Source organism: Xanthomarina arctica (assembly GCF_014638915.1).
Taxonomy (GTDB): Bacteria; Bacteroidota; Bacteroidia; order Flavobacteriales; family Flavobacteriaceae; genus Xanthomarina; species Xanthomarina arctica.
In genome coordinates this window covers 1,045,785-1,070,031 of the sequence record NZ_BMFQ01000001.1, presented here as the reverse complement: position 1 = coordinate 1,070,031, position 24,247 = coordinate 1,045,785, and the positions used below count along the sequence as shown (strand labels likewise).

General features: G+C 34.7%; 19 protein-coding genes and 1 tRNA gene. 9 read left to right on the top strand and 11 right to left on the bottom strand.

The annotated features are described in order from the left end of the window. Positions 1-9: 9 nt before the first annotated feature. The 3 genes from IEV77_RS04645 to IEV77_RS04635 all read left to right on the top strand — a co-directional run bounded on the left by IEV77_RS04645 (position 10) and on the right by IEV77_RS04635 (position 7,439). Positions 10-945 carry a PorP/SprF family type IX secretion system membrane protein gene (locus IEV77_RS04645; protein WP_188462296.1) on the top strand — a complete coding sequence of 312 codons (936 nt, stop codon included), beginning with the start codon at positions 10-12 and terminating at the stop codon, positions 943-945. A 17-nt stretch (positions 946-962) separates the two neighbouring features. After that, positions 963-2,831 (top strand): OmpA family protein, encoded by a 1,869-nt coding sequence (locus IEV77_RS04640; protein ID WP_188462295.1) that lies wholly within the window; start codon positions 963-965, stop codon positions 2,829-2,831. 156 nt (positions 2,832-2,987) lie between these two features. Further along, positions 2,988-7,439 (top strand): T9SS type B sorting domain-containing protein, encoded by a 4,452-nt coding sequence (locus tag IEV77_RS04635; RefSeq protein ID WP_188462293.1) that lies wholly within the window; start codon positions 2,988-2,990, stop codon positions 7,437-7,439. Positions 7,440-7,643: 204 nt separating this feature from the next. Here the strand turns inward: IEV77_RS04635 and IEV77_RS04630 are convergent. The 6 genes from IEV77_RS04630 to IEV77_RS04605 all read right to left on the bottom strand — a co-directional run bounded on the left by IEV77_RS04630 (position 7,644) and on the right by IEV77_RS04605 (position 16,103). Next, positions 7,644-7,717, bottom strand: a tRNA-Asp gene (locus IEV77_RS04630). Positions 7,718-7,797: 80 nt separating this feature from the next. Beyond that, positions 7,798-8,727, bottom strand: coding sequence for a DUF58 domain-containing protein (locus IEV77_RS04625; protein ID WP_188462290.1), 930 nt, complete (start codon positions 8,725-8,727; stop codon positions 7,798-7,800). A gap of 158 nt (positions 8,728-8,885) precedes the next feature. Then, positions 8,886-9,863, bottom strand: coding sequence for a YfaP family protein (locus tag IEV77_RS04620; RefSeq protein ID WP_188462288.1), 978 nt, complete (start codon positions 9,861-9,863; stop codon positions 8,886-8,888). Positions 9,864-10,045: 182 nt separating this feature from the next. Continuing rightward, entirely contained in the window at positions 10,046-10,363 is a 318-nt protein-coding gene (gene trxA / locus IEV77_RS04615) for a thioredoxin (protein WP_188462286.1), read from the bottom strand. A 154-nt stretch (positions 10,364-10,517) separates the two neighbouring features. Beyond that, entirely contained in the window at positions 10,518-14,903 is a 4,386-nt protein-coding gene (gene dnaE / locus IEV77_RS04610) for a DNA polymerase III subunit alpha (RefSeq protein WP_188462284.1), read from the bottom strand. 195 nt (positions 14,904-15,098) lie between these two features. Beyond that, positions 15,099-16,103 carry a DUF6252 domain-containing protein gene (locus IEV77_RS04605; protein ID WP_188462283.1) on the bottom strand — a complete coding sequence of 335 codons (1,005 nt, stop codon included), beginning with the start codon at positions 16,101-16,103 and terminating at the stop codon, positions 15,099-15,101. 151 nt (positions 16,104-16,254) lie between these two features. On the opposite strand from IEV77_RS04605, the gene IEV77_RS04600 reads away from it, so the two are divergent. The 6 genes from IEV77_RS04600 to IEV77_RS04575 all read left to right on the top strand — a co-directional run bounded on the left by IEV77_RS04600 (position 16,255) and on the right by IEV77_RS04575 (position 20,793). Continuing rightward, on the top strand, positions 16,255-16,776 hold the full coding sequence (locus IEV77_RS04600) for a 30S ribosomal protein S16 (protein WP_188462281.1): 522 nt from the start codon (positions 16,255-16,257) through the stop codon (positions 16,774-16,776). 117 nt (positions 16,777-16,893) lie between these two features. Beyond that, on the top strand, positions 16,894-17,418 hold the full coding sequence (gene rimM / locus IEV77_RS04595; RefSeq protein ID WP_188462279.1) for a ribosome maturation factor RimM: 525 nt from the start codon (positions 16,894-16,896) through the stop codon (positions 17,416-17,418). A gap of 42 nt (positions 17,419-17,460) precedes the next feature. Beyond that, positions 17,461-17,808 carry a four helix bundle protein gene (locus IEV77_RS04590; protein ID WP_188462277.1) on the top strand — a complete coding sequence of 116 codons (348 nt, stop codon included), beginning with the start codon at positions 17,461-17,463 and terminating at the stop codon, positions 17,806-17,808. A gap of 89 nt (positions 17,809-17,897) precedes the next feature. After that, positions 17,898-18,557, top strand: a complete 660-nt coding sequence (locus IEV77_RS04585) for a tRNA1(Val) (adenine(37)-N6)-methyltransferase (protein WP_373282322.1) — start codon at positions 17,898-17,900, stop codon at positions 18,555-18,557. Between the two features lie 40 nt (positions 18,558-18,597). Further along, entirely contained in the window at positions 18,598-19,776 is a 1,179-nt protein-coding gene (locus IEV77_RS04580) for an acyl-CoA dehydrogenase family protein (RefSeq protein ID WP_188462273.1), read from the top strand. Between the two features lie 117 nt (positions 19,777-19,893). Beyond that, positions 19,894-20,793, top strand: coding sequence for a metallophosphoesterase family protein (locus IEV77_RS04575; protein WP_188462271.1), 900 nt, complete (start codon positions 19,894-19,896; stop codon positions 20,791-20,793). Between the two features lie 22 nt (positions 20,794-20,815). On the opposite strand, the gene IEV77_RS04570 is transcribed toward IEV77_RS04575, so the two are convergent. From IEV77_RS04570 to IEV77_RS04550, 5 genes are all read right to left on the bottom strand, one after another. Then, the gene (locus IEV77_RS04570) at positions 20,816-21,148 is read right to left on the bottom strand and encodes a 2Fe-2S iron-sulfur cluster-binding family protein (protein WP_188462269.1); all 333 of its coding nucleotides are present in this window, start codon (positions 21,146-21,148) and stop codon (positions 20,816-20,818) included. A gap of 37 nt (positions 21,149-21,185) precedes the next feature. Next, complete coding sequence (locus tag IEV77_RS04565) at positions 21,186-22,247, bottom strand: NAD(P)/FAD-dependent oxidoreductase (RefSeq protein WP_188462267.1); 1,062 nt, start codon at positions 22,245-22,247, stop codon at positions 21,186-21,188. Positions 22,248-22,330: 83 nt separating this feature from the next. Next, positions 22,331-22,573 carry a NifU family protein gene (locus tag IEV77_RS04560; RefSeq protein WP_188462265.1) on the bottom strand — a complete coding sequence of 81 codons (243 nt, stop codon included), beginning with the start codon at positions 22,571-22,573 and terminating at the stop codon, positions 22,331-22,333. Between the two features lie 3 nt (positions 22,574-22,576). Further along, positions 22,577-23,710 (bottom strand): Mrp/NBP35 family ATP-binding protein, encoded by a 1,134-nt coding sequence (locus IEV77_RS04555; RefSeq protein ID WP_188462263.1) that lies wholly within the window; start codon positions 23,708-23,710, stop codon positions 22,577-22,579. Positions 23,711-23,912: 202 nt separating this feature from the next. Next, on the bottom strand, positions 23,913-24,242 hold the full coding sequence (locus IEV77_RS04550) for an MGMT family protein (RefSeq protein ID WP_188462261.1): 330 nt from the start codon (positions 24,240-24,242) through the stop codon (positions 23,913-23,915). Between the last annotated feature and the right edge of the window lie 5 nt (positions 24,243-24,247).

Sequence of the window (24,247 nt, the reverse complement as noted above, 5' to 3'; positions counted from 1 at the left end):
AAAATACAGATGAAAAAAATATATTTTACAATCGCATTAGCACTTATGATCTTAGGCAGTGTACATGCTCAACAAGACCCTCAGTATACACAATACATGTATACTATGAATGTTATAAATCCTGCATATGCAGGTTCTAAAGAAGATTTATCTATTGGATTATTATATCGTTCTCAATGGGTTGGTATAAATGACGCCCCTAAAACAGCTACTTTTTCTGCTAGCAGTCCTGTAGGAAAAAATGTAGGAGTAGGACTTTCCCTTGTTTCAGATAAAATTGGACCAGTAGAGGAAACAAATGCTTATGTAGATGTCTCATATACTTTAAATTTAGGAGGAGAACATAAATTGGCTTTTGGTGTTAAAACTGGCGCAACATTCCAGAAAATTGGTCTTTACAGCGATATAGGTAATGGATATGTACCTGATGCTGGCGATGAAGCTTTTAGTGAAAACACGAGTAATACTTTTTTAAATATTGGAGCCGGTGTCTTTTATTACACAGATAAATACTATGTTTCTTTGTCTATCCCAAACATGTTAGATAATACGTATTTAGATTTATCAGACAATGGTCAAGAGTATAAATATGGCTCAGATGTGATGCATTATTTCTTATCTGCCGGATATGTGTTTAATTTATCTTCTAACACAAAATTTAAACCTTCGTTTTTACTTAAATCGGCGTTTGAAGCACCAACATCATTAGATGTTTCAGCAAACTTTCTATTCTTCGAAAAATTTGAAATAGGAGCTACCTATCGTCTAGACGATTCTATCGGAGCTATGGCAAATTTTGCAATAACTCCGGAAATACGAATTGGATATGCATATGATTTTACAACATCTGAACTTAATATTTCAACATCCGGTTCTCATGAAATCATGTTATTATTCGATTTAAATTTCCCTAAAAAAGTATCTGTTTCACCTAGATTTTTCTAATAAAAAAAGTGTTTAAAATGAAAAAAATATATAGTCTTTTAAGTATCGCCCTTATTGTGACGGCCAGCTTCGGACAAAACAAAAATTCTGAAAAAGCTGACAATCTTTTTGAGAGTTATCAATATGTCGATGCTATCGATGCCTACTTAATACTAATTAAGAACAATAAAGCAGATGCGCATGTTTATAAGCAATTAGCAGACAGCTATTACAATGTTTTTAATATTGAAGAAGCTACTAAATGGTATGCCAAAGCAGTCCAAACAGATCAAGATGCTGAAACATATTTTAAATATGCACAAACTTTAAAATCTCAAGGAAAATATAAGGAGGCTAATAAGCAAATGGATGTTTTTGCGCAAAAAATGCCTAATGATATTCGTGCCAAAAATCATTTGAAAAATCCAAATTATATACCTCAACTAACAGATAAGTCAGAATTCTTCGAGGTTGAAGAAACTACAATAAGTGATTCTGAAGGAAGTGACTTTGGGGCTATTCTAACAAATGATAATATTCTTTATTTTGTGAGTACAAGAAGTAACGGCAAAAAAGAAGATTATTGGACAAACCAATCTTATTTAGACATTTACAAATCGGTAAGAAATGAGGATGGAAGTTTAACAGAACCGGAAGCTGTTAAAAGTTTAAACACTCCTTATCATGATGGCCCAATTACTTTAAGTGCCGATGGTAAAACCATGTATTTTTCTCGTGATGGACACAGTGAAGGTTCTTACAAAAAATTAAAAAACAATAAGGCAAAATTAGCGCAACAAGGCTTATATAAAGCAAATTTAGTTAATGGGAAATGGGAAAACATCCAAGCATTACCATTCAATAGTATTAACTATTCTGTAAGTCACCCAAGTTTAAGTTCGGATGGCAAAACCCTATTTTTTACTTCTAATATGCCTGGAGGATTAGGAGATACTGATATTTGGAAAGTTTCTATTAGCAGTAATTCTTATAGCAAACCAGAAAATTTAGGAGCACGTGTAAATACTTCTGGAAAAGAAGGTTTTCCTTTTATTAGCGACAACAACATCCTTTATTTTGCATCAAGTGGCAAACAAGGTTTTGGTGGATTAGATATCTTTAAAGTAGAATTAAACAACAATGAAGACGCCATCAACCTGGGAAACGCGGTTAATACTAATAGAGACGATTTCGCTTTTAGTATAAATACACTTAAGGAAATCGGGTATTTTTCATCTAATCGTTCTGGAGTAGACAATATTTATTTGGCCATTCCAATTTGCCATGTAGAAATTATAGTTTCTGTAAAAGACGCTAAAACAAATGCTCTAATTTCAGGAGCCAAAGTAGTTATTAAAGATTCTCAAAATAATCCTATTACAGAACAGTCTAGTAATTCTAAAGGCAACACGTCCTTTCATGTTTCTTGCGAACCTGATTATTATATCACAATTTCAAAAGATGGATATGATGCCCTTACCATACCTGTTACAGGCACTAAAAAAGATGCCTTAGCTGTAAATGCTTCATTAAATCCAATAAATGAAATGATTACTGAAACCGAAGTCAAATTAAACAACATCTACTTCGAGTTTAATAAAAGTAACATTACACAGCAAGGTGCATTCGAATTAGATAAATTGGTAACAATAATGAATGATTATCCCGATATGAAAATATTGGTACGTTCACATACAGACAGCCAAGGGAGTCCAGAATACAATTTAAAACTGTCTGAAAGACGTGCTCAATCAACCGTTCAGTATCTTATTTCTAAAGGAATAAATAAAGACCGACTTTCAGCTGAAGGTATTGGAAGTGCAGACCCTAAAGTGGCTTGTAAAGCAAATTGCACAGAGGAAGAAGATGCTCAGAACAGACGTTCGGAATTCTTGATAATTAAATAATAGACTGATTATCAAAGAGTAATCCGCTTTTTTTAGATTAAATTTAATGGTCATTTAAAACCATTTAATATATTAATTACAATAAGCATCTAATAGTCCACCTGAATTTTAAAAACAGTTTGACTATTAGAGTTTATAAAACTGAAAACGTTCAAAATGAACAAGTATTTAATTTTAGGGATTTTTATAGCATTGTTTTCACAAGTTCAAGCACAGAATGAACCCAATGATTGCGTGGATGCCATTACCGTTTGTGGAAATGGAAATTTCATGTCTAATGCCTCTGGTTTTGGTGATGACTGGGAAGTTTCAAGTTGTTCTGGTGCTGAGCATAACTCATTATGGTTAAAAATAAATATAGTTCAAGCTGGACAATTAGGCTTCGATTTAATCCCTAATGATCCAGATATTACAGTTGATTATGATTTTTTTGTATATGAAACAAATAATTGTTCCAATTTAGGAACTCCTGTTCGATGTTCTACAACAAACCCAGACGCAGCTGATCTTTTAAATAATCATACAGGAATAAATGGTAGTACATCCGCAACACAAGCTGGACCAGCCGGAAATGGAAATGGTTATGTATGGTGGTTAGACGTTCTTCCTGGAGAAACTTATTATTTAGTTATAGATAGACCTCATGGTGATGGTGGTTTTGAATTAGAATGGACAGGTACTGCAATGGATGGCACTGGTGCTTTTCCTACGCCTCCTACGGTTAACGATATTGGTGATCAAATAACTTGTAGCAGTACTCCAGATATAGGACTTTTTTCTTTAAATAGTTTAAGCAGTAGCATCAGTAGTGATCCTGTTCAATACTTTGCCAGTCTGGCAGATGCTACAGACGGTTTATACCCATTAAATGGATTTATTTATTCAAACACCTCTAACCCGCAAACCATTTATGCAAAAGCTAAATCAAGTGGCACGGACTGTTATAGCATCGTTGAGTTTGATTTAATTGTGTTTCTCTTACCAGAAGCCACGGTTGCTGTTTCGCCTACAACTGCTTGTGAGGGAGAGAATGTAACTTTTACTATAACAGGAACACCAGACGCTAGAGTTTACTATACCTTAGATGGAGGTACCACTTCTCTAAATATTCTTCTTAATGCTGCAGGAGTAGCAACCATTTCTTTAAATCCAACTACAGATACTACGCTAGAGCTAACAAGCGCTGAAATATTCGATGCAGCCAATATGCCTATCTGCCCCAATCCCCAATCTGGAACGGCAATGGTTACTGTTACCCCTAATATAACAACAATATTTACTCAAGTAACGGCGATTTGTGAAGGTGATGCTCTAGCTCCTTTACCACTTACATCAGATAATGGTATTGATGGAACCTGGAGTCCTGCAATGAATAATACAGTAACTACAACTTATACATTTACTCCTGATGCAGGTCAATGTGGAACAGTAGAAACGATGACCATCACGGTAAATCCAATTGCCACCCCCACCTTTACTCAGGTTGCTCCTATTTGTAATGGTGAAACCCTAGCTCCTTTGCCAACAACATCCGATAATGGTGTAACAGGAACCTGGAGCCCTGTAATTAACAACACGTCAACAACAACTTATACTTTTACACCAGATGCAGGGCAATGCGCAATAGTTGCAAACATGCTAATAACTGTAAACCCCATTTTAACACCTACTTTCACGCAAGTTGCACCTATCTGTAATGGAGAAACTTTAGCCCCATTACCAACTACATCTGATAATGGTGTTACAGGAACTTGGAATCCAACAGTAGATAATACTTCAACCACAACCTATACATTTACGCCTGATGCAGGTCAATGTGGTACGTTAGAAACAATGACAATTACCGTAAATCCAATAATTACACCAACCTTTACACAGGTTGCTCCTATTTGTAGTGGAGAAACCTTAGTTCCTTTACCAACTACGTCCAATAATGGTGTAACAGGTACCTGGAGCCCAGCAATCGACAATACAACAACAACTACTTACACGTTTACTCCTGATGCCGGTCAATGCGGAACATCGCCAACAATGGATATAGTTGTAAACCCAATTATAACTCCCGTATTTACTCAAGTAACTCCTATTTGTAATGGTGAAACCTTAGCTCCTTTGCCAACAACATCCAATAATGGTGTAACAGGAGCCTGGAGTCCTGCAATTAACAATACCTCAACCACTTCCTACACCTTTACACCGGATGCAGGTCAATGTGCATTAGTTGAAAATATGCAAATTGTTGTAAACCCAATTATAACAACTTCATTTACTCAGGTTGCCCCAATTTGTAGTGGAGATACTTTAGCACCACTGCCAACAACATCTGATAACGGCATTGTTGGATCTTGGAGCCCTGCAATTGATAATGCAACCACAACAACCTATACATTTACGCCTGATGCAGGCCAATGTGGAACGGTAGAAACTATGACCATTACCGTAAATCCAATAATTACACCAACCTTTACTCAAGTTGCTCCTATTTGTAGTGGAGAATCTTTAGCGCCTTTACCAACCACATCCAATAATGGCGTAACAGGAACCTGGAGCCCATCCATTAACAATACGGCAACCACTACCTATATCTTTACAGCAGATTCGGGAATATGTGCTACAACACAATCCATGGAAATTGTTGTAAACCCATCCATAACTCCAACATTTACTCAAGTTAATCCTATTTGTGATGGGGACGTTTTAAGTCCTCTACCTACAACTTCGACTAATGGAATTACCGGAAACTGGAACCCAACTTTGGACAATACCACAACAACCACCTATACTTTTACACCAAATCCAGGGCAATGTGCTGCCACACAAACTATGGACATTATTGTAAATCCTATTGTAACACCTCTGTTTACACAAGTTGCACCTATTTGCAGTGGAGATGCTTTAACACCATTACCAACAACCTCTAATAATGGCGTGACTGGAACTTGGAATCCAACAATTGACAACACTACAACTGCAACTTATACTTTTACTCCCAATGCAGGACAGTGTGCAACTGTAGAGACAATGCAAATAATTGTAAATCCAATTGTAACACCAATGTTTACACAGGTTACTCCTATTTGCAATGGTGATAGTTTAGCTCCATTACCAACAACATCGAATAATGGAATTGCTGGAACTTGGAATCCTTCAATAAATAATACAGCCAATACTACCTATACTTTTACGCCTAATTCAGGACAATGCGCCATCTCCCAAACTATGGAGATTATTGTAAATCCAATCCCTGTAATAGATTTAACTATGTTAACCGCATGTAGTACAAGTAGTAATGGAATTGATAGTTTTAATTTATTAGCCGAAATACCAAACATATTAGGTGCTACCCAAAACCAAGCAGATTTTACGGTTACATTTTATGAAGATCCAGGGACAAGTATTTTAATTTCAACTAACCCATATACAAATACTGCAGCTTATAATCAAATCATCTATGTAAGTATTTCTAATAACACCACATTATGTTCTGATGTTTTTCCGTTTGACTTATTTGTGGAAGATGCCGCTACGGCAACCATGCCAAACCCTATTATAGAATGTGATTACGATGGCATGAATGACGGCTATTTCCCTTTCGATTTAACCACCTTAGATTCTGAAGTTTTAAATGGTCAAAATTCGAGCATTTTTGAAGTTAGTTACTATTGGAATAGTCAAGATGCTATAGATGGGTTCAACTCAATTCCAGATCCAGCTAACTTTATTAATACTACCGCTTATAATCAAACTATTTATATTCGAGTTACAAACATTCATATTCCTGATGTGTGTTTTGCAACGACTTCTTTCAATTATACTGTAAGTCCTATTTTAAAACCAGAAATAACTTCTGTAGATGGACTTAATACTATATGTGTTGATTTTGAAACTGGAATCTCACAAAACCAAGTCACCTTAATAAGTGATTTACAGGATCCTAATTACGAATACACTTGGTATTTAGATGGTGTTTTAATCGCAGGAGCTAATCAAGGTAGCTATGTAATTAATACAGCCTCTCCTGGCTTATATACCATTTCTATCACAGAAATTAATTCAGTTGCTAACTGTACTTCAGAAATAAGCGAACCTTTTGAAGTAATCCAATCTGGACAAGCAGTTTTTGTTAGCGTAACGCAATCTGACACGTTCAATCCCAATCCAAGTATCACAGTTACAGTAGATGGCTATGGTGAATATTGGTTTCAATTAGACAATGGCCCGATACTAAATAATGGCGGGGTTTTTACTAATGTCAGTGGTGGCATACATACTGTTTATGTTTATGACAGAAAAACGGACACCCCTTCTTGTGGTTATATCATTATTGAAGATATAAATATTATAGATTACCCTAAATTTGTTACTCCTAATGCAGATGGTTATAATGACATCTGGAACATCTCTTCGTTAAGTAATCAACCAGAAGCTTCCATTAATATTTTCGATCGTTATGGCAAGATCTTAGCAAACATTAAACCATCAGGTCGTGGTTGGGATGGTACATTTAATGGAGAACTTCTTCCTGCTACAGACTATTGGTTTGTATTAACTTTTGAAGAATCCGGGCAAACAAAGCAATTTCGTTCGCATTTTTCTTTAGTGAGGTAAGGGCTCTAAGTTTAAAACGGTATATATTTCTTTCTTAGAAATATCTAATTGATGCATTAGGTTATTATAAACTTAATGCATCAGTTGGTTTATACCGTCAAAGACAAAACCAACAATCATACATCCTTAAGAATACCTTCACTTTACACCAAAAAAAAAATCGCTTAGATATCAAATTGATTTCTAAGCGATTAACAATTTTAGCGGTCTGGACGGGACTCGAACCCGCGACCTTCGCCGTGACAGGGCGACATTCTAACCAGCTGAACTACCAGACCGTTGCTTAATTGCGATTGCAAATATACACCTCATTTATAACATCTCAAATGTTTTTTGAAGTTTTTTTTATTTTTTTTATTTATCCAAATTTTTGTCGCTCTACCATATAGGTTGTCAGGATGTTATCGAAATTTTTTGTAATATCCGCTTCCACATATTTTATTTTGTATTGAGCACATTTTAATTTTAAGGTCTCAAAAAAATCAGAAACTTCCTTTTTATAGGTCTCTTTTATGTTTTCGGCATACAGATTAATGTGGTCACCAGTCTCGACATCCACATAACGCTTTGGTGTGTTATCAAAATCGAATAGCACTTCTTTTTCTTTATCAAACACATGAAACAATACTACTTCGTGCTTGTTGTATTTTAAATGTCTTAAAGCTTCAAATAATTTTTCTTGATCGACATCCGTTTGGAACATGTCTGTAAAGAAAAAAATAAGTGAACGTCTCTTTATTTTTTTAGCTATTTGATGTAAATAGGTATAAGTTTCTGTTTGTTTATTGACAGGTTTTGTAACAACGAGGTCACTAAGTTGATTTAAGAGCATTTGGTGATGTCTCTCACTTCCTTTCTCTGGCGCATAGTAATTATAGCTATCACTATAAATACTCATTCCTATGGCATCTCTCTGCTTTTTTAGAACATGCATTAACGAAGCAGAAGCTAAAGCTGTAAATGCTATTTTATTTAAATGATCTATTGAAAACGATTTCAGCTCCGGATAGTGCATAGAACTGCTATTATCAATTATTAAATGACAACGAAGATTGGTTTCCTCATCATAACGTTTCGTGTATAACCGATCTGTTTTAGCATAGAGTTTCCAATCGATGTGTTTGGTACTCTCTCCTTGATTATAGATTTTATGTTCGGCAAATTCTGCCGAAAAACCATGAAACGGGCTTTTATGCATTCCGGCAATAAATCCTTCAACAACCTGCTTGGCAAGTAAATCTAAGTTTTTAAAACCTCCAGTTTTGTTAAGTTCTTTAGTTAAATCCATAAGCCCCTAAACTAAAAAAGGTTTCTCGTTAAAGCAAACCTTTTATCTTTTCTTTTAGAATTTCGTTACCACAATATTTCGCTTAAGTTTTAATTAAAAAGGCAAACACCAAATAAATAACTTGGGTTTGCCTTAAACATTAAAATGATATTTATGGATTAATGAGAATTTGATTCTATCATTTTCATTCTAGCGGAAGGAGTTAATATTTTAGGTTGCAACTTTCTTTCAGATTGCGAAGCTCTGGCCATTCCTTCTGTAATTTCAAAAGAGAAAATAGGTGCTATATCGCTTGCTATATCGCTACCGCCATAATTACTTGGAAAACCATTAGGGAAATTTCCTGTAAATGGATTTTGAGTAGAAGTAGGTATTTCTACACCGTTTAAATAAACCGATGTTACAAAATTAGTCGCAATATCAGGATTACAATTGCTATACATGTCTACATAGACAAAATAAGTACCTGCCTCTATAATGGCATTGTCTGGATAAAAAATATTTTCATTGTTAATTCCATCAATAGAACAACCTGGGTTAGAATCTAAGTCTAAATAGCCACCATTATTACTTTGCGGATTACTATAATAAATATGGTCGCCATTTGGCTCGATAAGATGCAAGTCAATGTCTTTGTCATTATCAAAAGAAAGACTTACCTGTAAAGCTCCAGTACCAACAATGGTTACAAATAAGTCTACATAAATTGTTTCACTTACATTATTGTTTGCATCGAGATATGCTAATTGGAGAGTAAAACTACTTTCGTGATTTAATTGGTTGATTTTTAAGATGAAATTTTGATTTAAGTCGGAATTATTTTGAGATTCAAGTTCATAAAATCCTATTTTATCTACAGCACCTACAAATATTTTTTGCGCAGGAGTGCTTGTTTCTATGGTTGCATATGAAGTTCCACCGGGAATAACATGCGTATTTATATTTAGAATTTCTAAGTTTACATCTGAGTTTCTTGTGGGGAAATCGGCATTCTGCAAGGTAGCATTTTGAATGTTGAATAATTGATTAACAGTTGGCTCTACAATGATTTCATCGTTATCATCATCTTTACTACATGAAAATACTAATACGGTAACAAATGCTAAGGATAAGCATCTTAAAAATTTTAGTTTCATCTTTATCGTGTTTTAAATTATACTTGAGTTATATCCTTTAATGAGCATCTTACAAGTAAGGTTAACATAAACACATTTTTAATTCATGAAAATTTTTCAAAAACCTTAAAACACCTTCATTTTTTAACAAAAAAAAGGTTTGCCGTTAAGCAAACCTTTCATCTTTTCTTATAAAAAGTATGTTACAAAAGCACATCGATAGCTTCCGTATAAGCACTTTTTTGCGCTACACCAACTTGACGTCCTACTACTTCTCCATTTTGAAATACCAAAACTGTTGGGATGTTACGAACACCATATTTAGCAGCAAATTCTTGATTTGCATCTACATCTACTTTTCCAACAACGGCTTTACCTTCGTATTCTGTACTTATTTCGTCAATGATTGGTCCAACCATTCTACATGGTCCGCACCAAGCTGCCCAAAAATCTACCATCACTGGTTTATCACTTTTTAATACTGTTTCTTCAAACGTTGCATCTGTTATTTCTAATGCCATAATTTATAGTTTAATATGTTCAACTTCTTATTATTATACAATATTAGTCAAAAATTTTGCCAAAGCTTACACCCTGACAATTTGTTTCTTTTATTGTCCTATTGTTTAATTCTATATGCTTCTTTTTCACCAGAGTCTTTACTCCTAAAAAATTCTAATTCAACTTATAAAAAACATCATTCGATTCCAATTCATCCAACAGTTCTTGCGAGATTTTCACTTTTTGTTTTCTACTGGGCATTACCAGTTTTATCTGCTCTTCCGTATCATAAATTATGAAGTTTAGGAGATTATCGCCTGCATGCATGGTAAACAATTCTTTTAATTTTGAAATACGATCTTCTTGCAAATCGGAAATCTGTAATTGAATGGATAACTTCTTAGCATAAGTATCCATAACATCATGTAGCAACTGGAAACTATTGAACTGCATTCTTGGCTCACTTTTATTTCCAGTCTCTCTATTTACCCAACCTTCACGAACAAACAACTTGACATAAACAAAGGAATTTTTTAACAAGAAATGTCTGAATTTTAAATACTCCTCTCCAAAAATTCGAAATTCAAAACTATCTGTATAATCTTCAACAGTAAAAATAGCCCATCCTTTTCCTTGTTTGCTCACCCTATGTTGCACATCTGAAACCACGCAACCAAAAGTGAGCTCTCTATTGATAAATTGATCTAAATCTCTTAACAATGCCAAATTGGCATTACAAAAAGTTTTCATTTCTATTCTGAAATCGTCTAAAGGATGACCAGAAATATAAATTCCAACCACTTCTTTTTCTCTAGCTAGTTTTTCCATGGTTCCCCAAACTTCGCAAGGAGGCACCAAAGGCTCTTCAATTTGAACATCGCTGGCTTCACCAAATAAGCTTACTTGCGCCGAATTTTCATTTTCTTGATGTTTTGCCCCATACTTGATTGCCTTTTCCAGAAAAGTAATACCATCGCCCTCGTCAAGAAAATATTGCGCTCTATGCGTCGTAGCAAAACAATCGAAACCACCAGCTAAAGCTAGGTTTTCGAAAGCTTTTTTATTAGCAGCTCTTAAATCTATTCGTTTTGCAAAATCGAAAATCGATTTATAATTGCCATCGTCTTTTCTGTTTTCTACAATAGTTTTTACGGCTCCATGCCCAACTCCTTTAATAGCTCCCATTCCAAAACGGACAGCATTATCTTGATTTACAGAAAACTTATAATAACTCTCGTTAATATCTGGACCAAGCACGTTTAGCTTCATTCGTTTACATTCTTCCATAAAAAACGTAACCTGCTTGATATCATTCATATTATTAGAAAGCACAGCCGCCATATATTCTGCTGGATAATGTGCTTTTAAATAAGCGGTTTGATAGGCAATCCAAGCATAACAAGTGGAGTGCGATTTGTTAAAGGCATAACTGGCAAAAGCTTCCCAATCTTTCCAGATTTTCTCAAGTTTGTCCTTATCATGTCCTCTCTCTCCCGCTTGTTCAATAAACTGAGGTTTCATTTTATCCAAAACCGCAATTTGTTTCTTACCCATGGCTTTTCTTAAAACATCGGCTTCACCTTTAGTAAAACCAGCCAATTTCTGAGAAAGTAGCATTACTTGCTCTTGATAAACCGTAATTCCATAAGTCTCCTTAAGGTATTCTTCCATTGCTGGAAGATCATACTCAATATCTTCCTGTCCGTGTTTACGTCGGGTAAAACTTGGAATATATTCCATAGGTCCAGGACGATACAAAGCATTCATGGCAATTAAATCTTCAAAAACTGTTGGCTTTAGTTCTTTAAGGTGTTTTTGCATTCCAGGAGATTCGTATTGAAAGACACCTACCGTTTCTCCCTTTTGAAAGAGCTCGTAAGTCTTTTCATCGTCTAAGGGAAACGTATCTGGATCGAGATCAACATCATGCTTTGCTTTGACAATTTTTACAGTGTCTTTAATTAATGTCAAAGTTTTTAGACCTAAGAAATCCATCTTAAGCAAACCTGCATCTTCCACAACCGAGTTATCGAATTGGGTAACATACAAATCTGAATCTTTTGCTGTTGCTACTGGAACAAACTTGGTAATATCGTCAGGAGTAATAATTACGCCACAGGCATGAATTCCTGTATTTCTAACAGAACCTTCAAGGGTTCTAGCTAGATTTACTGTTTCTGCCTCCAAGTCATCACCATCTGAAATGTTTAATAGCTGATTGACCTTTTCCAAATCTTCAGCCCGAAACATCCCTTTCAAGGCTTTTTCATCTGCCCCAAAAATTTTATGCAACTTAGACATAGTTGGAATTAACTTGGCAATTCTATCTGCATCAAAAAGCGGTAAATCTAAAACTCTAGCCGTATCTCGAATAGACGACTTAGCAGCCATGGTTCCATAAGTGATAATTTGAGCCACTTGGTTGCTTCCATATTTCTGGATAACATAATCCATGACACGGCTTCTTCCTTCATCATCAAAATCAATATCGATATCGGGCATACTTACACGATCCGGATTCAAAAAACGCTCAAAAAGTAAATTATATTTTAGAGGATCTATATTTGTAATTTTAAGACAATAAGCTACAACCGAACCTGCTGCCGAACCACGACCAGGACCAACAGAGACATCCATCTTTCGAGCTTCGCGAATAAAATCTTCAACAATTAAAAAGTAACCAGGATATCCGGTATTCTGAATAACATCTAATTCAAAATTTAATCTTTCAGTAATTTCTTCAGTAAGTTCTGGATAGCGCTTATTGGCACCTTCAAAGGTTATATGTTTTAAATAGGCATTTTCACCACGTTTACCTCCATCAGTGAGGTCGTCATCATTTTTAAATTCCTCTGGAATATCAAAAGCAGGTAATAAGACTTCTCTGGCAAGTTGATAAAACTCGATTTTATCGACAACTTCTTGAATGTTAGAAATAGCATCTGGTAAATCTTTAAAGAGATTTTTCATCTCTTTTGAAGACTTGAAATAATACTCTTGATTTGGTAAACCGTAACGATAACCACGTCCGCGACCTATTGGCGTTGCTTGTTTTTCGCCATCTTTTACACAAAGTAAAATATCGTGGGCATTGGCATCATCTTGCTTACAATAATACGTGTTATTTGTTGCAACAAGTTTGACATTATGCTTTTTAGAAAACTCTACCAAAACAGGATTTACACGATTTTCATCCTCCTGATTATGTCGCATTAATTCTATATACAAATCCTCGCCAAACTCTTCCTTCCACCATAACAAGGCTTCTTCGGCTTGATTTTCTCCAATATTTAAAATCTTACTTGGTACTTCTCCGTATAAATTCCCTGTTAAAACTATTAAGTCTTCTTTATATTCTTGAATAAGTTTTTTATCTATTCTTGGTAAATAATAAAACCCATTTACAAAGCCATGAGACGATAATTTGGCTAAATTATGATAGCCATTTTTATTTTTTGCTAAGAGTACTATTTGATACCCGTTGTCTTTTCTACTTTTATCTAAATGGTCTTCACAAACAAAAAATTCGCAACCAATAATAGGTTTTATTTCCTTTAACGAAGGGATTTCCCCACGATCTTCAGCTTCTTTGTTTTTAGTCTGAATCCCTTTATTATGATTGTTAACAGCTTTTACAAAATGAAAAGCTCCCATCATGTTGGCATGATCTGTTAAGGCTACAGCAGGCATATTTTGATCTGCCGCTGCGGCTACTAATTTGGGAATACTAATGGTAGATTGTAAGACTGAAAATTGCGAATGGTTGTGCAGATGAACAAATTCTGCTTCAGCCATTTCTGAAATATTCTCCTTTATTTCAGCTTCAGAAAGATCAACCGATTGTTCCTCTTGGATGCGTTTATTGATTTTAGCACTTTCCTGTTTTAGGTTGATATGCTTTAAACCGATAAGTTTTATTTCCTTTGGATTGGCTTCAGAAAAATTCTTAAAATAATCTGGCTGAACGTCTAGTTTTTCTTGACTGTATTCTTCACGACGAATTAATTCTAGAAAGCAACGTGTGGTTGCTTCCACATCTGCCGTGGCATTATGTGCTTCAGAAAAAGGCTGATTAAATAAAAACTGATGTAACTCTGTTAGTGTTGGAAGCTTAAATTTTCCATAACGTCCGCCAGGAAGCTGACAAAGTGTAGCTGTATGTTCTGTACAGGTATCTAATACCGGAAGTTCTTGTAAGGGATTTTCTATGTTTTCTCTTACAAATTCGGCTCCCATAATATTGAGGTCGAATTTAACATTCTGACCCACAACAAATTTGGCTTTAGCTAAGGCTTCGTTGAATTTTACTAAAACGTCTGCTAAAGGGATTCCTTGTTCTTGGGCTAATTCGGTAGAAATACCATGAATTTTCTCGGCATCATAAGGAATATTAAATCCGTCTGGTTGGATTAAATAATCTTGATGTTCGATACATTTTCCCATATCGTCATGCAATTGCCAAGCAATTTGAATACATCTTGGCCAATTATCAGTATCTGTAATTGGTGCATCCCAGCGTTTTGGTAAACCTGTTGTTTCGGTATCGAAAATTAAATACATAAGTCCCTTTTAGATTTCCCCATCCTTCGACTACGCTCAGTATAAGCTGGGGAAAATTATATGAATTTTATAAAAAAATAAGACTATAAAATTACATAGAATTAATGCTTTTTTAAAGAGAAACAGCAAACAGTTATAAACAAAAAACGCAACTCTTTCAAGTTGCGTTTTTATTACTTTATTTTATATTGGAAATTAATTGTTGTCCAAATAATCTGGAATACTGTCCCCATCCGTGTCATCGTTGGTTGGATCTCCGTCTCCGTTAGCATCTTCGTCTATAGTTAGAATTCCATCGCCATCATCATCGTTGTCAAGATAATTAGGAATTGAATCGCCATCAGTATCATCGTTTACAACATCGCCATCAGCATCTATATCTTCATTTATAGTTAAAATAGAATCGCCATCGTCATCTTCATCTAGATAATTTGGAATTGAATCTCCATCAGTATCATCATTCGTAGGGTCTCCATCTCCATTAAGATCTTCATTAATAGTTAAAACCCCATCATTATCATCATCGCCACAATATAACGTATCTATGATTGCCTGAAGCACTCCAGTATCGTCACCACAAGCCGTTTGCTGATCCATTAATGCTGCTCTATACGCATTACAAACTGTAGGATAAGCAGGAGCTGTTGTGCTTGTTGAATTAAAGGTTTCTTGAGCCGCTATTGTTGCAGCTACAGCCTCATCACAAGATAATAAAACTGGATCTGAGGAAAAAGGAATAGGCAAGTTGTAAAAGATCCCTTGACTAAAATTTACTGTTTCAGTTCCTGAAGCAGAGTAAGCATTAAACCAAAATTTCCCTGTAATGGAATTATTAGAAGAATTAAACTCCGTAATTTCTATAATACCATCTGGCGGATACAATTCGATATTCTCATCTGGCAAATTATTTGTTGAGTATTCCTGAAGGTCAGAATCTATTAAGGTCGCTATATTTGTATTACTCTCACCTAACAAATAAGTTCCAACAGCAAAGGAAGACACCTGTAAGCTTACAGTTTCGTAATTATTATCTCCAGTAATAATTGATTTTCCATTTTCATCAATATACCCACTATAAGAGACTGCTTTCCAGTTACTACCATCTACCTTTCCCTGCATTGCTGGTGAATTAAACTCAATTTCATCACCACAACTTACCATTGTAAAAATGGTTAATGCAAGTACCAATAACTTTTTCATAAAAAATTTTAAAAATTAATAATAAGGACTCAAAAATAAGATAAAAAAAACTAACAATTCCTTTTTATATAAAAAGTTGAGAATTAAAAAAATATCGTATCTTTGCACACTTATTAATAATAGAGGTCGCGAACCTCATCAATTAATTTATATGGCAGTTAAAATTAGATTACAGAGACACGGAAAGAAAGGGAAACCTTACTATTGGATCGTTGCAGCAGATGCTAGATCAAAAAGAGATGGTAAATACTTAGAGAAATTAGGTGCTTACAATCCAAACACAAACCCAGCAACTATTATATTAGATGTTGATGGTGCTGTTAAATGGTTACAGAATGGTGCACAACCAACTGATACCGCTAAAGCAATACTTTCTTACAAAGGCGCAATGCTTAAAAATCACCTTGCCGGTGGTGTAAGAAAAGGAGCTTTAACTGAAGAGCAAGCTGAAGCAAAATTCACTGCTTGGTTAGATGAAAAAGCTGGTAAAGTAGGAGCAAAAACTGATGGATTAGCAAAAGCTGATGCAGAAGCTAAAGCAAAAGCTTTCGAAGCTGAAAAAGTAGCTAATGAAGCTCGTATTGCAGCAAACACTCCTGTAGAGGAAGTTGTTGAAGCGGTAGCAGAAGATGCTCCAGTAGCAGAAGCAGATGCTTCAGGCGAAGAAGAATAAAAACAATTATTTTTTATACTTTTGAACCCAGACTTTTTAAAGTCTGGGTTTTTTTATTCCTACAGAAGTGGGATTCTCATAATTAAAAAAAGGTTCCCGTTTTAACGGGAAATAAATATGAAAAAAGAAGATTGTTTTTACTTAGGAAAAATAGTATCAAAGTACAGCTTTAAAGGCGAATTACTTATAAAATTAGATACAGACGAACCAGGCTTATACGAAAACCTAGATGCCATGTTTGTTGATTTACGAAATAATTTAGTACCCTTCTTTATTGAAGCCTCTCAATTACATAAATCAGATTTATTACGTGTGCGTTTTGAAGATGTTGACAACGAACCAGATGCTGATGCCTTGATAAAATGTGATGTGTATTTACCTCTTGAATTTTTGCCAAAATTAGAAGGAGATAAATTTTATTTCCATGAAGTTATTGGTTTTAAAGTAGAAGACATCAACTTCGGAACTGTGGGAACTATTGTATCGATTAATGATTCTACAGCTCAAGCTCTTTTTGAAATAGACAGAGATGGAATTGAAATCTTAATTCCAATGAATGATGAGTTTATTAATAAAATAGATAGACCAAATAAGACCGTTTTTGTTGAAACTCCAGAAGGGCTCATAGATTTATATCTTTAAAAAATTCCAAACTTGAAATAACAAATTCCAAAACTTCCGACTATGGCATCTTATAAAATATACGATTTAGAGGAAAGAACATATTTGTTTGCTAAAGACTGTAGATTGAAAGTACGACAACTTCAAAAAACAATTTCAAATATTGAAGATGGAAAACAATTAGTTAAATCCTCTGGATCAATTGCTGCAAACTATATTGAAGCGAATGAAAAACTTGGGGATAAAGATTTCAAGTTTAGATTAAAAATTTCAAGAAAGGAAGCCAAAGAATCTGTTTTATGGCTAAAACTGCTTAGAGATTTAAATCCTATAGATGAAGATTTAATTAATTTAATAAATGAAGCAGAACAACTTCGTAAAATATTATCTGCTATTATTAACAAATCCTGATCCTTTTGGAATTTGGAATTTAATTTTTGGAATTTGTGAGTAAACCCTTCAAATTTAAACAATTCAGTATAAACCAAGACCGATGTGCGATGAAAATCGGCACAGATTCCGTGCTTCTTGGCGCATGGACGTCCATCGAAACAAATCCCTTTTCAATATTAGATATAGGTTCTGGAACTGGTGTTTTAGCACTTATTCTAGCTCAAAGAAGTTATGCCGAAGCGATAGATGCGCTTGAAATTGATGATGAAGCCTACGAACAATGTGTTGAAAATTTTGAAAGCTCTCCTTGGGCCGACAGATTATTTTGTTATCATGCGTCACTTGAGGAATTTGCAGAAGAGATAGAAGACACTTACGACTTGATTATTTCAAATCCGCCATTTTATTCTGAAGATTATAAAACAGATAACAGCCAACGTGATTTGGCCCGCTTTGAAGATGCCATGCCTTTTAATCATTTAGTTGAAAGTGCTTCAAAATTGTTATCAGAAGATGGAATCTTCTCTGTCATTATTCCTTTTAAGGAAGAAGAACATTTTATTGCTTTGGCTATAAAAGTTGGTTTATTTCCAAATAGAATTTTGCACGTAAAAGGTTCACCTACTTCAGAAATTAAACGAAGTCTCATTCAGTTTTCATTCACTAAAAGCGAACCTATTTTAGAAGATCTTACCATAGAAACTTCGAGACATCAATACACTACAGAGTATATAAATTTGACAAAAGATTTTTATCTAAAGATGTAACAAATTGTTACATTTGCTTTTCTAACATAAAGATTTAAAAATGAAGCCTGATTTATTTGAAGCTCCTGATTATTATAATCTAGACGAATTATTAACCGACGAACACAAATTAGTACGTACTGCGGCTAGAGAGTGGGTTAAACGTGATGTATCACCTATTATAGAGGACTATGCTCAAAAAGCTGAATTCCCAACACAAATTATAAAAGGATTAGCCGAAATTGGTGCTTTTGGACCTTATATTCCTCATGAATACGGAGGAGCAGGTTTAGACCAAATTTCTTACGGATTAATCATGCAAGAAATTGAACGTGGTGATTCTGGTGTTAGAAGTACAGCTTCTGTACAATCTTCTCTGGTTATGTATCCAATTTGGAAATATGGGAATGAAGAACAACGTCTAAAATACTTACCAAAACTAGCTTCTGGAGAATGGATGGGTTGTTTTGGATTAACAGAACCCGATCATGGTTCTAATCCAGGTGGCATGGTAACCAATTTTAAAGACATGGGTGACCACTATCTTTTAAATGGTGCCAAAATGTGGATATCTAATGCGCCTTTTGCGCAAGTAGCAGTAGTTTGGGCTAAAAATGAAGAAGGAAGAATTCACGGTTTAATTGTAGAACGTGGTATGGAAGGTTTTTCAACTCCTGAAACACATAACAAATGGTCTTTAAGAGCTTCAGCAACTGGAGAGCTTATTTTTGATAATGTTAAAGTTCCTAAAGAAAATTTATTACCTAATAAATCTGGACTAGGCGCACCACTTGGATGCCTAGATTCTGCTAGATTTGGTATTGCTTGGGGAGCCATTGGAGCAGCCATGGATTGTTATGATACCGCTTTACGTTACAGTAAAGAACGTATGCAGTTTGGAAAACCAATTGGTCAATTCCAATTACAACAAAAGAAATTAGCTGAAATGATTACTGAAATCACCAAAGCACAATTATTAGCATGGAAATTAGGTGTGATGCGTAACAATGGAACAGCAACTTCAGCACAAATTTCTATGGCAAAAAGAAACAATGTGGACATGGCAATTAATATTGCTCGTGAAGCTAGACAAATGCTAGGCGGTATGGGAATTAGTGGAGAATACTCTATTATGAGACACTCTATGAACCTTGAAAGTGTGATTACTTACGAAGGAACTCACGATATTCACTTACTGATTACAGGAATGGATGTTACTGGCTTAAACGCTTTCAAATAGTCGCTAAGCGACATTTAATTACCTCCCTCGGACGCAATTTATGTGAAATGAAAAATAACCCAAATGCTTCTCAATTATGAGGAGCATTTTTTTATCTTTTTTGTTTACATTTACTTTATGTTTTCATCCAAAAAACGCTTAGATAGAGCTTATAAAAATGCAAAAGTTATCAATTTTGATGACTCTAGTAAATTCATTTTATTCAGCGATTGCCATCGAGGTGATAATAGTTTTGCAGACGATTTTGCCAATAACCGAAACATCTATTTTCATGCTTTAAAACATTATTATGCTGAAGGATTTCAGTATTGTGAAATAGGAGATGGAGACGAACTTTGGGAAAACATTTCCTTTCAACCTATTTTTGAAGCTCACAAAAACATCTATTTATTAATGAAGCTTTTTCACGAGCAGGAACGACTTCATTTAATATGGGGAAACCATGATATGGTTTACCAAAATCCAGATTATGTAACGAAAAATCTATCTACTTATTTCGATGAAAAATTAGGTGAAGATGTGGATCTATTTTGTAATGTAACTTATAGCGAGGGTATTATTTTAAGAAATACTAACACCCAACAGCAAGTGTTTTTAACTCACGGACATCAAGCAGATTCGTGGAATTATACCTTCTGGAAAATTAGTCGCTTCATGGTTCGTGCTTTATGGAAACCCCTAAATGTTATGGGAATTGCAGATCCAACTAGTCCTGCAAAAAACTATAAAGAGTTGATTAAAATAGAACGTCGGACAAAGAAGTGGATTATAGAAAACAACAATTTAATTACTATTCTTGGACATACACACAGACCACGATTCCCAAATCCAAGTGAGATTGCCTATTTTAATGCTGGGAGTTGTGTTCACCCCAGAAGCATAACGGGTATTGAAATAGAAAATGGAGAAATTTCGTTGATTAAATGGTTTATAGATACTACTGAAAATGGCACACTTCAAATTGTAAGAGTCCTGTTAGAAGGTCCAAGAAAATTGATGGATTACAAAACGGAATAGCATTCCTGCCTTCACAGAAATTTTAACTTTCAGGAGCTAATTCTACTTCTAAACCTTCCATTTCTGGAGTTATTTGAATCTGGCAACCCAAACGAGAATTCTCTTTAACATAAAACGCTTCACTAAGCATTGCTTCTTCATCATCTTGCATGTCTGGTAATTTTGTATCGCTTAAAACATAGCATTGACAAGAAGCGCACATGGCCATCCCGCCACAAATACCAATAGTTCCTTCTGGAGCAAGTTCGTAACTACGAACCACCTCCATCAAGTTCATGGCCATATCTGTTGGCGCTAAAATAGCGTGAGCAACACCGTTTCTATCTATTATCTTAATGTTAACGTCTTGTTCCATGTTAGGATATTGCAAAAAACCTGAAAGGTTTAATAATTTAATTTATAGCTTTAACTACTGCTTTTGGAGCCTCTTTTCTAGAGCCATCAAAACCATCAATCCCACTAACTGTTGTATATTTTAAGACATATTTTTTTCCAGGATTTAGGATTTGATATGCCGCTTGGCACATTAAAGTAGCTTCATGAAAACCACACAAAATCAGTTTCAACTTTCCTGGATACGTATTAACATCTCCAATAGCAAAAATACCAGGAATATTAGTTTGATAATCTAAAGCGTTATTCACTTTAATGGCATTTTTTTCAATTTCTAATCCCCAGTTTGCAATAGGACCTAGTTTTGGAGACAATCCGAATAAAGGAATAAAATGATCACATTCCACTTCATATTCTTTTTCTATATGTTCTGCTTGAGACACAACCACTGCTTTAACGTGATGTTCGCCAACAATTCCAATGACTTCGGCAGGAGTTATAAGATTTATTTTTCCTGAATTCTTTAATTCTTGTACTTTGTCAACAGAATCTAAAGCTCCTCTAAATTCATTTCTTCTATGAATTAAGGTCACTTCAGAAGCAATATCAGATAAAAAGATGCTCCAGTCTAATGCTGAATCTCCTCCGCCAGAAATTACGACACGTTTGTTTCTATATTTTTCAGGATCCTTTATAAAATATTCCACGCCTTTATCTTCAAAGGATTCAATATTATTAATTAAAGGTTTTCTTGGTTCAAAACTACCCAAACCACCAGCAATAGCAACAATTGGAGCTTGATGTTTGGTGCCTTTATTAGTTGTTACAATAAAACTTCCATCCTCTTGCTTTTCTATAGTCTCAGCACGTTCACCTAAAGTAAATCCTGGTTCGAACTGTTTGCATTGTTCTAATAGGTTTTTAGTTAGATCGTCTGCTAAAATTTCTGGAAATCCTGGAATATCGTAAATCGGTTTTTTAGGATAAATCTCTGAACATTGCCCTCCTGCTTGAGGTAAAGCGTCTATTAAGTGGCATTTTAATTTTAAAAGGCCTGCTTCAAAAACGGCAAATAAGCCTGTTGGACCAGCTCCAATAATAAGAATATCTGTTTTAATCATGAATTGTAAATTTCAAAAAACAAAGTTATTATTTACTTTATTATTTAAATGTGACAAAAGTCACATTTAAGCTTTTATTTTAATTAAGCTTCAACATTAATAACTTGTTCAATTTGAGGTGCATATTTTTTAATTGTCATTTCTACACCAGACTTAAGCGTCATTTGATTGACACTACATCCTACGCAAGCTCCTTCTAACTGCACTCTTACAAGCTTACCATCTTCAATGGATAACAACGAAATATCGCCACCATCACTTTGTAAAAATGGACGAATTTCGTCAAGCGCTTTTTCAATATTCATTCTTAGTTCTTCTGTAGTCATAACCTATTTTTTAACTGCTGAACATCCAGCCATAGTAGTAATTTTTATAGCTTCAGTTGGAGGCAAATCAGTATTTCTTCTTACCACTTCTTGAACTACATTTTGTGTTATTTTTTCGAAAGCCTCTTCTAAAGGAGTTGCTGTTTGCATCGCTGCCGGACGTCCAATATCTCCTGCTTCACGAATGCTTTGTATTAATGGAAGCTCTCCTAGAAAGGGAACATCTAAATCTTCGGCTAAATGCTTAGCACCTTCTTTTCCAAAAATATAATATTTATTTTCAGGCAGTTCTTCTGGTGTAAAATAGGCCATGTTTTCTATAATTCCTAAAACAGGTACGTTTATACTTTCCTGTTGAAACATAGCAACTCCCTTTTTTGCATCTGCCAAAGCAACTTTTTGAGGTGTACTTACAATTACGGCTCCAGTAATTGGTAGAGATTGCATAATACTTAAATGAATATCTCCCGTTCCTGGAGGTAAATCGATTAACATAAAATCTAATTCTCCCCAATGTGCATCAAAAATCATTTGATTAAGAGCTTTTGCCGCCATGGGTCCTCTCCAAACAACTGCTTGATCTGGTTTAGTGAAAAATCCTATAGATAATATTTTTACCCCATAATTTTCTACGGGTTTCATTTTAGATTTCCCTTCGATATTAACTGCCAAAGGTTTTTCATTTTCTACCTGAAACATAATTGGAACAGAAGGCCCGTAAATATCGGCATCTAAAATCCCAACTTTAAAACCCATTTTAGCTAAAGTCACTGCTAAATTTGCAGTAACTGTAGATTTTCCAACACCACCTTTTCCAGAAGCAACGGCAATAATATTTTGAATTCCAGGAATCGATTTTCCTTTTATTTCATTTTTAGTCGGTGTCGTTGCCTCCACCTTTACATTGACAGTAATTTTAGCCTTTTCGTATACCAAATCATGAATGGTTTTCATGATCTCTACTTCCATTTTCTTTTTGGCTTGTAAACTTGGATTATTTATTACAATATCTACAATTACCTCATCGGCAAAAGTAACTATGTTTTTAACTGCACCACTTTCTACCATGTTTTTTCCTTCACCAGGAGCTGAAATAGTTTCAAGTGCTTTAAATATATCTTGCTTATTTAATTTCATTATATAATAGACTAGAGAAAATAAAATCTAGAAAACAGATTAGATTTTCGGTTTTTATTAAGATTAATTCTAAACAGCAAAGATACAGCGAATTGTTTAGAATTTGAAATAGATTAATTGAAATGATTGATGCTGGAATATGGTTTTCTTATGAGATTAAAGATTTGTAATTACTTCCTATTTTTGGAAAATTTAAAAATAATTATAATTCCTTGGCAGGATCCCAAAAAACAGTTTCCAAATGTTGAATCTGCAAGTCTTTCACCTTAACACCTTCACTCTCCAATAGCTGTTGCATTAAATTAGTACCATCAAAATGATGTTTGCCAGTTAGCAAGCCTTTTTTATTTACAACCCGATGCGCTGGCACGTCTTTATTATGCGAACCATTCATGGCATAACCCACCATTCTGGCACTTCTTGCCGCTCCAAGATATGTTGCTATAGCTCCATAACTTGTTACTCTCCCATAAGGAATTTTTTTAGCTACTTGATAAACTTTCTCGAAAAAATTGAGCGTTTCTGGTTGCATAACAG